This is a genomic window from Arthrobacter sp. Cr_A7, assembly GCF_029222765.1.
In the GTDB taxonomy this organism is placed as follows: domain Bacteria; phylum Actinomycetota; class Actinomycetes; order Actinomycetales; family Micrococcaceae; genus Arthrobacter.
This window is the reverse complement of sequence record NZ_JARHXQ010000089.1, coordinates 1-10,142: the sequence shown is the minus strand read 5'-3', so window position 1 is coordinate 10,142 and position 10,142 is coordinate 1. Positions and strand designations below refer to the sequence as shown.

General features: G+C 62.9%; 11 protein-coding genes. 3 read left to right on the top strand and 8 right to left on the bottom strand.

Annotated elements, in window-relative coordinates:
* The coding region (locus P2Q66_RS05465; RefSeq protein WP_275726204.1) for an iron-sulfur cluster assembly protein at nucleotides 1-260 on the bottom strand (260 nt) is incomplete at its 3' end.
* Nucleotides 257-1,303 (bottom strand): amidohydrolase family protein, encoded by a 1,047-nt coding sequence (locus tag P2Q66_RS05460; protein WP_275726203.1) that lies wholly within the window; start codon nucleotides 1,301-1,303, stop codon nucleotides 257-259. The genes P2Q66_RS05460 and P2Q66_RS05465, both read right to left, overlap by 4 nt.
* Nucleotides 1,304-1,465: 162 nt before the next feature.
* On the opposite strand from P2Q66_RS05460, the gene P2Q66_RS05455 reads away from it, so the two are divergent.
* The gene (locus P2Q66_RS05455; RefSeq protein WP_275726201.1) at nucleotides 1,466-2,971 is read left to right on the top strand and encodes a helix-turn-helix domain-containing protein; all 1,506 of its coding nucleotides are present in this window, start codon (nucleotides 1,466-1,468) and stop codon (nucleotides 2,969-2,971) included.
* Nucleotides 2,972-3,059: 88 nt separating this feature from the next.
* Nucleotides 3,060-4,292 carry a saccharopine dehydrogenase NADP-binding domain-containing protein gene (locus P2Q66_RS05450; RefSeq protein ID WP_275726200.1) on the top strand — a complete coding sequence of 411 codons (1,233 nt, stop codon included), beginning with the start codon at nucleotides 3,060-3,062 and terminating at the stop codon, nucleotides 4,290-4,292.
* Between the two features lie 113 nt (nucleotides 4,293-4,405).
* Here P2Q66_RS05450 and P2Q66_RS05445 read toward each other — a convergent pair whose 3' ends face one another.
* Entirely contained in the window at nucleotides 4,406-4,852 is a 447-nt protein-coding gene (locus P2Q66_RS05445; RefSeq protein ID WP_275726199.1) for a carbohydrate ABC transporter permease, read from the bottom strand.
* Between P2Q66_RS05445 and P2Q66_RS05440 the strand changes: the two genes are divergently transcribed.
* Complete coding sequence (locus P2Q66_RS05440) at nucleotides 4,836-5,156, top strand: RidA family protein (protein ID WP_275726197.1); 321 nt, start codon at nucleotides 4,836-4,838, stop codon at nucleotides 5,154-5,156. The genes P2Q66_RS05445 and P2Q66_RS05440 overlap by 17 nt on opposite strands.
* Before the next feature lie 47 nt (nucleotides 5,157-5,203).
* Here the strand turns inward: P2Q66_RS05440 and P2Q66_RS05435 are convergent, their stop codons facing one another.
* The 5 genes from P2Q66_RS05435 to P2Q66_RS05415 form a co-directional block, all read right to left on the bottom strand.
* On the bottom strand, nucleotides 5,204-5,527 hold the full coding sequence (locus P2Q66_RS05435; protein WP_275726195.1) for a putative quinol monooxygenase: 324 nt from the start codon (nucleotides 5,525-5,527) through the stop codon (nucleotides 5,204-5,206).
* 74 nt (nucleotides 5,528-5,601) lie between these two features.
* Nucleotides 5,602-6,774, bottom strand: a complete 1,173-nt coding sequence (locus P2Q66_RS05430) for a Gfo/Idh/MocA family oxidoreductase (RefSeq protein ID WP_079595159.1) — start codon at nucleotides 6,772-6,774, stop codon at nucleotides 5,602-5,604.
* Nucleotides 6,775-6,841: 67 nt separating this feature from the next.
* Nucleotides 6,842-7,657, bottom strand: coding sequence for a sugar phosphate isomerase/epimerase (locus P2Q66_RS05425; protein ID WP_275726194.1), 816 nt, complete (start codon nucleotides 7,655-7,657; stop codon nucleotides 6,842-6,844).
* A 63-nt stretch (nucleotides 7,658-7,720) separates the two neighbouring features.
* Nucleotides 7,721-8,710, bottom strand: coding sequence for an ABC transporter permease (locus P2Q66_RS05420; protein ID WP_079595157.1), 990 nt, complete (start codon nucleotides 8,708-8,710; stop codon nucleotides 7,721-7,723).
* 3 nt (nucleotides 8,711-8,713) lie between these two features.
* Nucleotides 8,714-10,142: sugar ABC transporter ATP-binding protein (locus P2Q66_RS05415; RefSeq protein WP_275726192.1), on the bottom strand; the 1,429-nt coding region annotated here is incomplete at its 5' end.

The window sequence follows — 10,142 nt, the reverse complement described above, 5'->3', positions numbered from 1 at the left end:
AGCGCCGCGATGGCGTCCTTGCTGTCGGATGCCATGAGGTAGGCGAAATTGGGCGAGCAGAAGGAGGTGGGCAACCGCAGGTGAACTTCCACGAAGGCGCCGTCGACGCCGGCCCGCACTTGAAGCGAGCGGACGAAGCCAAGGTCGGTAATCGGCTCATCCAGTTCCGGGTCGATCACGGAGTCCAGAGCACGACGGATGTCCGCCGCCGTCACGTCCCAGCCGGTGCCAGCCGCTAAGTCGGCGTGCAGTGCTGTCACCGGACGCCTGCCAGATCTGCGCGTTCGGGCTGTCGTGGTCCTGTTTTTGTCTCGTTCGCGTCAGGGAGTTGGAGCTCTGCAGGTACCGGTATGTCGTACATCTTCGCGGCGTTCAGTCCCAGGATTTTTTTCTTCTGGGCAGTGGTGAGTGGGGCGTATTCGGTCATGTCTTCCGGGATCTGGAAGTCGACGAAACGCTCGATGAGCCAGCGGGGTGTCCACAGGGCGTAGTCGCTGGAGAACTGGATGCGGTCCTCGCCAATCCAGTAGATGAGCTCGCCGATGATCTGGGCGAAGTACCGCGGGCGGGTGTGCATAAAGGGCATGGCCACGGCCAGGCCGCCGTGAACGTTGGGTTCCTGGGTTGCGATCCAGCAGAAGTCTTCGAGGCGGGGCAGGCCGACGTGTTCGACGATGAAGTTCAAGTCGGTGAAATCGGATGCGGCGTGGTCGATGTCTGCGACGTCGAAGGCGTCCCGGTCCAGGGGGCGGATGGTGGGGCCCTTGTGGATATGGATGTTTTTGATGCCCAGTTTTCGGCATTCCTCGAAGTATCGGTAGGACCAGGGGTCGGAAAGCTTGTAGCCGCGGGATTCGCCGTGCCACTCGGCGGTGTAGAGCTTGACTCCCTTGAAGCCCATCTTTTCGTGGTCGGCGCGCAACCGATCAAGGCCTGCCTCTCCGTGGCGGGGGTCGTAGCAATGGTTGTACGTCAGCTTGTCCGGATTCGAGGCGGCGAGGCCGTATGCCTCCTCAACCTGTGCAAATCCACTCTTGTAGAACGCGCCAAGATAGGCCGGCTGGAAGATTGCATGGTCGACGTAGCCGTCCTCGAACAGGTCCTTCATGAGCCGCGTGCCGCCCTGGTAGAGGTATTCCTCGTAGGACCACTGTTCCTCCTCGGGGGAGAGGTTGCGGTGGTAGTCGTAGAAGCAATCGATGAACTGCTTTCCATGGATATTCCGCTGGTTCTCCGGGCGGGCATCCCACAGGGCGATGTGGGCGTCGACAATGAAATAGTTTTCGCCGTCTTTGCTGTACATGTCTGGTCTCCTTCTCGCGACTGCCGTAGTCGCGACACCATCGAAGGTAGGCCGGGAAAACACCTAACAACATGTGGTGCGTGTCTCATTTTGAGACGGCTCTCTTCGGACTGACATCTCGAAACGACGTAATCTCGAAGTATCGAAACGAGGAGGACGGCGATGATGCCGAACAAGGACGAGGCGATTGTCACGCTGCCGCGCGATCCGGACGCCGGCCAGCTTGTCACCCCTGCCAAGCGCCTGCTTGCTTCGTGGCAGCGAAGCGAGGAATACGGGGTTTCCGCCGACGAAGTGGAACCGATGTGGGCTGGCTCGGCAAAGACCGACTCCCTGTTCTTCCAGTGCGGCCAGGAAGTACTCACGGGTCTCTACAGCACATTGGCGAACGAGCCTCTCAGCCTCATGCTCACCGATTCCGCTGGCCTGCTCCTGAACAGGTTCAGCGGAGACACGTCCCTTTTACGGGCGCTCGATAAGGTTCATCTTGCTCCGGGGTTCGCGTTTTCCGAACGGGATGCAGGCACCAACGGGATGGGGCTCGCATTGGCCGACCGCATCCCCACCCTCGTCCGCGCGGAGGAACACTACAGTGCCAGCCTCCGGACCTACACTTGCGCCGCCGTCCCGGTCTTCGATCCGGTCACCGGATTGCTGGAAGGCAGCGTCAACATCACCACATGGTCCCGCTCGTCCCCCCAGCTGCTGCTGGCGTTGGCCGAATCAGCGGCGGGCAACACCTCCGCCCTAATGCTCGCGAGGTCACAGGGCCGCAAGGAAAAAGCTGGACCAAAAGGCGGCGTCTTCCGCATCCAGAGGGGCAAGCTCGAACCGGCGGCCGGAACCGTACGCAGGATGTCCTCAGCCTGGACAAGCGCCCTCGACCATGCGACCCACGCCCTTGCCTCCGGACAGGTTGTAGCCGCCATAGGCGAGCAGGGTTCGGGGCGAGCGACCCTGCTGGCCCAGGCAATACGGCAGGTTCGTCCGGGGGACCGAATTCTCTCGGCGGCCGCCCCCGCGCCCGGTGACGTCGAGGCGTGGCTTTCATTGTGGACCCCCGAACTGGCGAAACCAGCAACGGCGGTCATCGTCGAAAACGTAGACCTGTTGCCTGCCTGGGCTGCACAAGAACTCCATGCCCAGGCCCTCCGCGCACTGAGTTCACTTCCTGTTTCCCCGGCCGGAAGTGCGCCGACGCTCGCATGGGCCGTCACTGCCGAGAGGCTTGACGGCATCCCGCATCCCTTGGCGGGGATGGTCGACACTGTGGTTTCCACTCCGGCATTGCGGGAACGCGGCGACGATGTCATGCACCTGGCCAGATACGCTGCCCGTCAAACCCGGCTGCGGGACATCAACTTCACTTCAGCGGCAGAAAAGGCCCTAATGGCCCATGACTGGCCGGAAAACATCGACGAACTCTTTACTGTCATTCATGCCGCCGCTGTTAAGACAGAGACCATCGACATCAGCCATCTGCCCGCTTACCTCCTGGGAAGACGCCGACTGCAGCTGACCCGGATCGAATCTGTCGAACGTGACGAAATCGTCCGGTGTCTCTCCAAGCCAGGGGCCACGGTGAGCGGAGCGGCAGCAGAACTCGGCATCAGCAGGGCGACCATCTACCGGCGCATGGCTAGATTGGGCATCACAATCCCGAGATAAAAGGTGTGGCACCCGTCCTTACGGCTCGAAAGGAGACCCTGTACCCCGTGGTATTCGCTTGCCACGCCTCCGGTGAAAGGCTGCAGTTATGGACACCTCATCTCGGGAACATGACCTCGTTCTTTACGGAGCGACGGGTTTCGTTGGCCGACTGATCGCCGGCTACGTCGCGGAGCATGCACCAGCCGGTTTGCGAGTCGGACTCGCGGGCCGGTCGATGTCCAGACTCGCGGCGGCTCGGTCGCAGTTGCCGGTCGCGGCGCACGGATGGGCCCTCATCGAAGCCGACTCGGAGGACGCGGACTCTATCGCCGCCCTGGCCGCGAACACACGCGTACTCTTCACTACCGTCGGCCCATATGCGAAACACGGACTACCCGTCGTCGACGCCTGCGCGCGGGCCGGTACCCACTACGCCGACCTTGCGGGTGAGGTGTCCTTCGTCCGAGAGGCGATCGATCGCTACGACGCTTTGGCCAGGACGAGCGGGGCCCGGATCGTGCACTCCTGCGGCTACGACTCTGTGCCGTCCGACCTCGCTGTACTGATGCTTCATCAGGCGGCAGAAGCCGATGGCGCTGGCGGTCTGGCCGAGGTCCAACTTGTTGCTACTGCCAAAGGCGGCATCAGCGGAGGAACACTCGAATCGATGCGCGGGCAGCTCGACGCAATGCAATCAAGCACCGCCTTGAGGTCATTAGCCGCGGACCCCTACGCTCTGAGCCCGGACCGCACACGGGAACCGACGACACAACAGCCTCCTGACTCCGGTCCTGTGCGCCGTTCCGATGACGGCACCTGGACCGCGCCCTTCATCATGGCCCCGTTCAACACCCGGATAGTGCGCCGCAGCAACGCCTTGCAGGGCTGGTCCTACGGCCGTTCCCTTCAGTACGGCGAGGTGATGGGGGTGGCCCGGGGACCGGCGGGAGCGGTCATCGCCAGGGCAATGGCACTTGGGCTGCGGGCATTCACGGGCGCGATGGCGTTCCCGCCGACCCGGAGGGTGCTTGACCGCTTTCTTCCGGCACCGGGTGCGGGTCCGGGCACCAGTACGCAGCGCACGGGCTGGTTCCGCTCCCAGGTGACCGCCCGCACCGAGGGCGGGCACCGATACCAGGCGGTTGCTGCTGGCCCCGGTGATCCGGGTTATGCCGCCACCGCGGTGATGGCAGGCGAGACTGCACTCGCTCTTGCCCTCGACGGTGACCGGCTGCCTGCCGCGAAAGGATCGCTGACACCGGCCACTGCACTCGGCAACGAGCTCATACAGCGACTCCGCGCGGCGGGCCACACTTACCAGGTAACCAAACTCGCCTGAATCCAGGTCCTGCAGCTCAGCCGACGGGGCAATTTCGCGGGTTCCAGAAATGCACGACGAACGCCGGCAGTCGGGCATCGCGTGCCCAACTGCCGGCGTTGAATGTGGTGTGGTCAGTCGACGAGGCCGCCGGAGAGCCCCTTACCAAGCCACTTCCGGGCAAGGATGCCGAAGATGACAGGCGGCAGGATGCCCAGGGTGCTCGCGGCGAACATCGATCCCCACTCCACCTGGAAGGCCCCGAAGTACCCGGGGATCGTTGTGGGGAAGGTGTTGGCGGTCCGCTGGGTGAGGACGAACGCGTAAAAGAACTCGTTCCAGGTAAGAATGAACACCAGGGTCGCGGTCGCAATGACACCGGATGCCGCCATGGGAAGCGAAACCCTGCGGAACACGCCCCACTCCGTGAGGCCGTCCACCAGGCCCGCCTCTTCAACCTCGGCAGGAACGTCCAGGAAGAAGCCGTGCATCATCCAGATGCCGAAGGCCAGGTTGTAGACGATATAGACGGCGATGATTCCGGCGTCCAGCAACTCCCCGGCCGTGAAAGTCGGGACCACCCTTTACCTCGCGGGGCAGGGCGGCTTCGATGCCAAAACCGGCCAGCTCGTGGGGGAGGGCATTAGGGAGCAGACCCGCCAGACGCTGCAGAACCTCAAATATGTGGTCGAGGCGGCCGGCGGCAGCATGAACGACTTCGTCACGGTCCGTGTGTTTATCAGCGAGCACGGGGAGTTCCCCGGCATGAACGAGGTGTACGGGGAGTTCTTCGACAAGCCCTATCCCGCCCGTACCACCGTCTCCGCCGGACTTGGGCCCGGAATGAAGGTGGAGATTGACGGAATTGCCGTGCTCTCGGAGTGACCCCCAGGGCATCGGCAGGCGGTATGCGTTGTCCAGGAGTCGTCGGGCTAGGTGAGGGGCGTGATGGGAGTGACGGAAAACGGTACTGCCAATAGCGGTTCCGCTTCCTTCACAAACGCCTTGACATGGTCTTCTTCGTTATGTGCTACGAGGTCCTCGTCACGCGCCCAGCCTTCGAAGAGAACGAAGGTGCCGGGCTGATGTTCGTCAGAGAAAACGGTGTATTCCAGGCATCCTGGGTCTTTCCGGCTTAGCGTCTGAAGAGCGTGGAGGGCTTCCTGGAGGTCGGCTTCGTGCCCTGCTTTGGCGATGAAAACCGGCATGAGCCAGACTTCGGAAGTCTCCTGGCGGATCGGGAGGGGATGTGGCATCTTGTCTTCCTTGGTTATGGTCGTCCTGGGTTTCCGGGAGGGACGGATTTTTGGCCGTCCCTCCCGGAACTGGGTTAGTCGGTGATCTGGGGAACTTCCACCCATGATTCTTTTGCAGCGGACTCGACAATGGCGTCGTCGATGAGGGCCACCTGGTAGCCATCTGCGAAGTTGGGGCTCACGCTGCCGCCTTCCGCAATGGCCTTGAAGAAGTCGTACGCCTCGATGATCTTCGTTTCCCCGTAGCCAATACCCAGGGCCGGAATGGGCCAGAGGCCTTCTCCGTACGGATGGGCCGGGCCGGTGTAAACGGTGCGGAATCCGCGGCGGTCGGCCTGGTCGGAAGCGAAGCAGACCTGCAGCTCATCGCGTCGTTCGTAGTTGAAGACGATGCTGCCTTCGGTTCCGTGGATTTCGAAGGTGATGTAGTTGTTCCTTCCGTGCGCGTTGCGTGTCGCCTCCACGGATCCCACTGCTCCGTTTGCGAACCGGATCATCGTCATGACCTCGTCATCGACATCAACCGGTCCCCGCGGGCCCTCTCCGCCCCGTACGGTGCCGAGCGCATCGGCCCCGCCCGCCTGGAGGGGCCGCTCGGGGATCCAGGTGGACAGCACGGCGTTGACGGCGCTGAACTCACCGACGAGGTAGCGGGCCATGTCGAAGACGTGCGTGGCGATATCGCCAAGGGCGCCGGAACCCGCGATTGACTTCTGGAAACGCCAGGACAATGGCGAGTTGGGGTCGGCGCTCCAGTCCTGCAGGTAGGTCCCGCGGAAGCTGAGGATCTTGCCTATGGCACCTTCCTCGATGTACTTCTTGGCCAGCGCGACGGCGGGCGTGCGCCGGTAGTTGAAGGCGACCATGTGGACGATGTTCTTGTCCTTGACTGCGTCATACATGGCCTTGGATTCTTCCCCGGTCCGCGCAAGGGGCTTTTCACAGATGATGTGCTTGCCCGCTTCGGCGGCGGCTATGGCGATTTCAGCGTGGAGATGGTTCGGCGTTGCAATATCCACCACGTGGATGTCCGGATCTTCGATGATGCTGCGCCAGTCAGAGGTGGAGTTTTCGAAGCCGAAGCGACGCGCCGCTTCGGCCGCCAGTTCCGGATTGGCCTCCGCGATGACCTTGCGGACCGGGAGGGCCGGTGCAGGCCAGAAGAACATGGGCATGGCAGCGTAAGCGAGGGAATGGGCTTTGCCCATGAAGCCCCCACCGATGAGGCCGACGTTGAGGTTCTGCATGTGAACGAGGTTCCTTTCGGAAAAGACGGGAGTCGCCGAGGCTGGCTTTCCCTGATGGTCAAATTGGTTAGAGGATTTTCTCGAGATACTTCTTGCTGATTTCGGCAGCTTCCCGTGGATCGCCGTCGTAGTTGTCGAGTTCGACCATGAGCCAGCTGTCGTATCCGCTTTCCCGGATGGCGGCAATGATGTCCGGGAAGTCGAGTTCGCCCTGGCCCAGCGGGAGGAAGTTGAACGGGTTCGGCTGGAAGTCTTTGAGGTGGACGTGCCGGATCCTGTCGGGATACTTCCGGATGACCGCGGCCGGGTCTGCTCCGCCGGCTGCGAGATGGGCCGTGTCCGGGCAGAAGCCTATCCGGGTGAGCGGCATTAGCTTGTCCAGCTCGTCCGGGCTCTCCACGATGGTGCTGAGATGCGGGTGGTAGCTTGCCGACAGCCCGAAGCTTTCTGCGATGTCCGTGACGCTGTCCAGCGCTTCACCGAGGCGGCGGTAGTCCTCCTCGTTGGTTCCGGCGGCGCGTCGTGCCCCGCCACCAACCACGAGCCGTTCCGCTCCGAAGCTCGCCGCCAGCTCGGCGGCCCGGTGGATCCGGTGCATCTCGTCGGGCAGGATGTCTGCGTAGATGAAATTCGCCCCGGTATACACACTTGCCAGGGAGACCCCGGAGCTGCTTAGGAGCTCTTTGAGTTCCTCCGGCTTGTTGGCGTACTCCGCGAGGTTGCCGTCGAACATTTCCACACCTTCGTACCCGACAGATGCGATGTCCCGGACGGCGTCGCTCATGGATCCGTGGGTCATGTAGAAAAGGTCCTTGACGCTCGTCACGCCTTGGGGGTGGCCGACGACGCCGCCCCAGGTGATGGAACAGTAACCAAGTTTCATTGTTTGTGCCTTTCGACTGCAGGGATGGACTGCACGTTGCGTGCCGGAATCATCGGCACTGTTTTACTTCTTCCGGGCGAGCGCGACCGCGAGGATGATGATGACGCCGCGGACCACCTGCTGCTGGCTGCTGTCGAGCCCGGCCAGGATCAGTCCGTTGTTGATCAGGCCAATCAGCAGGGCCCCGAAGAGAGTTCCGACGATTGAGCCGAATCCGCCAAAGAGGCTGGTTCCACCCAGGATGACCGCGGCGATGGCGGAGAGTTCGTCGCCTGCTCCCCATTGGAATCGGCCCGACTCGAGGCGGCCGGCGTACAGCATGCCGGCGACGCTCGCCACCATGCCCGAGATGAGGAGCACCTGGAATTTGATCCGCTTGGTGTTGATGCCGGTGAACTCTGCCGCGTTGCGGTTGCCGCCTGTGGCGAGGACCTGCCGGCCGAACCGGGTGCGGTTCAGTACGACGGCGCCGATGGCAACGAAGATGGCGCTCCAGACCACCAAGCCCGGAATTGGACCGAAGTTCCCCGATCCGAACAGCGTGTTGAAGGTGTCGTTCAGAATCGGCTGGGGCGCCGAGGCGGTAATCCACTGGGCAACGCCAACGGCTATTCCCAGCATGCCGAGGGTCACCAGGAAGGAGGGGATTCCGAGGAGGCTTACCAGGGCGCCGTTGACCGATCCGACTACGAGCCCGACGGCGAGGCCGGCAAGGATGCCCGGGATCAGGCCCCACTGGGAGAGGGCCATGGCGGTGCAGACACTGGAGAGGCCGGCTACGGATCCGACGCTCAGGTCGATTTCAGCGCAGGCGATCACGTATGTCATGCCTACTGCTATGACGGTGATGGTGGCAGTCTGCCGGAAGATGTTCAGCAGGTTGTTCGGCGACAGGAAGCCCTGGTCGCGCAGCAGAACGGCGAAGAAAAGGAAGACGACGACGAAGCCGATGTAGATGACGTAGCGGCGCCAGTCGAGTTCTTTCAGGATGGTGCCAAATTGACGGGGTGCCGCGGTGGTGTCCCGGGGCGCGATGGTGTTTGCCTTGCTCACTGTTCAGACTCCCTGGACTGCAAGTTGGAGATATTCCTCGTCAGCGATCTCGCTGCGGGGGATGTCGCGGATGATGGAGCCGTCCTTGAGGACGAGGACGCGGTCGCTGACCGCGAGTAGTTCGGGATACTCGGAGGAGATGACGATGACCGCCTTGCCGGCATTGGCCAATTCACGGATCATGTCCAAAATTTCGCTTTTGGTGCCGATGTCGACGCCGGCCGTTGGCTCGTCCAGGATCAGGATGTCCGGATCGGTGCCCAGCCACTTGGCGATGACCACCTTCTGCTGGTTGCCGCCGGAGAGCAGCCGCACCGGCCGGTGGGGGTGGGCCACCTTTACTGCGAACCTCTTGATGAGCGACGAGGACAATTCCTTGCCTTTGATGCCGTCCAGGAGGGGTCCGCGCTGAATCTGTCCAAGCAGCGGCAGCAGCAGGTTGTCCTGGACGGAGTGCTCAAGGACCAGGCCTTGGGCCCTGCGGTCCTCCGGGATGAGGGCGACGCCGGCGTTGATGGCCTGCTGCGGAGTTGCAAGGTTGACCTTCTTGCCGCGAAGCAGGACCTCTCCGCTGTCCACCTTGTCAATGCCGAAGAGTGCACGCGCTAGCTCGGTGCGTCCGCTGCCCATGAGTCCTGCCAGGCCGAGGATTTCGCCGGGCCGGAGTGCGAAGGACACGTCCCGGACCCGGTGGCCGGCATTCAGCCCGCGGACCTCGAGCAGGGGTTCCGCGTCCTGGGCCACCTGACGGGCACGGTACGAAAGCTGGCCCTCGATTTTCTTCCCGACGATCCCTTCCACGATCTGCTCGGGAGTGACGTCAGTGAGCGGCTCCGTGAGGAGGTGGCGGCCGTCGCGGAGGATGGTGATGCGGTCTGCGAGCCGGTACACCTCGTCCATGCGGTGGGAGATGTAAATGATGGAGATGCCACGCCGCTTAAGGCGGTCAATCAGTTCGAAGAGGGCCTCCGACTCGTGGCGGGCCAGGCTGGCGGTCGGTTCATCCATAATCAGCACAGTTGCGTTCTGTGCGAGGGCCTTGGCGATCTCGGTCAGCTGCCAGTAGGCGGTGCCGAGCCGGGAGACCTCGGCGCGGGGGTCGACGTCGACCTCCATCTCGGCGAAGACCTCCTTGGCCCGCTTCACCGCTGTTCGGTCGTCGATGAGCCCGCCCGGGCCGAGCGGTTCAGCGGCGAGGAAGATATTCTGCGCAACGGTCAGGCTCGGCACGAGGCTGAATTCCTGGAAGACCATGCCGATCCCGGCGGCCTTCGCGTCCTGGATCGAGTTGATGGAGGCAGGTTTGCCTCCGATGAGGATCTCACCGGCGTCTGTCTGGTAGACGCCCTGGAGGATCTTCATGAGCGTGGACTTCCCGGCGCCGTTACCGCCTGCCAGCGCGTGGACCTCGCCGTGGCGCACATCGAAGCTG

Bases quoted from the DNA above. Each gene is read 5' to 3' on its own strand.
- P2Q66_RS05430 (WP_079595159.1), bottom strand. From the start codon at position 6,774: ATGCAGAACCTCAACGTCGGCCTCATCGGTGGGGGCTTCATGGGCAAA.
- P2Q66_RS05460 (WP_275726203.1), bottom strand. From the start codon at position 1,303: ATGTACAGCAAAGACGGCGAAAACTATTTCATTGTCGACGCCCACATC.
- P2Q66_RS05425 (WP_275726194.1), bottom strand. From the start codon at position 7,657: ATGAAACTTGGTTACTGTTCCATCACCTGGGGCGGCGTCGTCGGCCAC.
- P2Q66_RS05435 (WP_275726195.1), bottom strand. From the start codon at position 5,527: ATGCCACATCCCCTCCCGATCCGCCAGGAGACTTCCGAAGTCTGGCTC.
- P2Q66_RS05455 (WP_275726201.1), top strand. From the start codon at position 1,466: ATGATGCCGAACAAGGACGAGGCGATTGTCACGCTGCCGCGCGATCCG.
- P2Q66_RS05450 (WP_275726200.1), top strand. From the start codon at position 3,060: ATGGACACCTCATCTCGGGAACATGACCTCGTTCTTTACGGAGCGACG.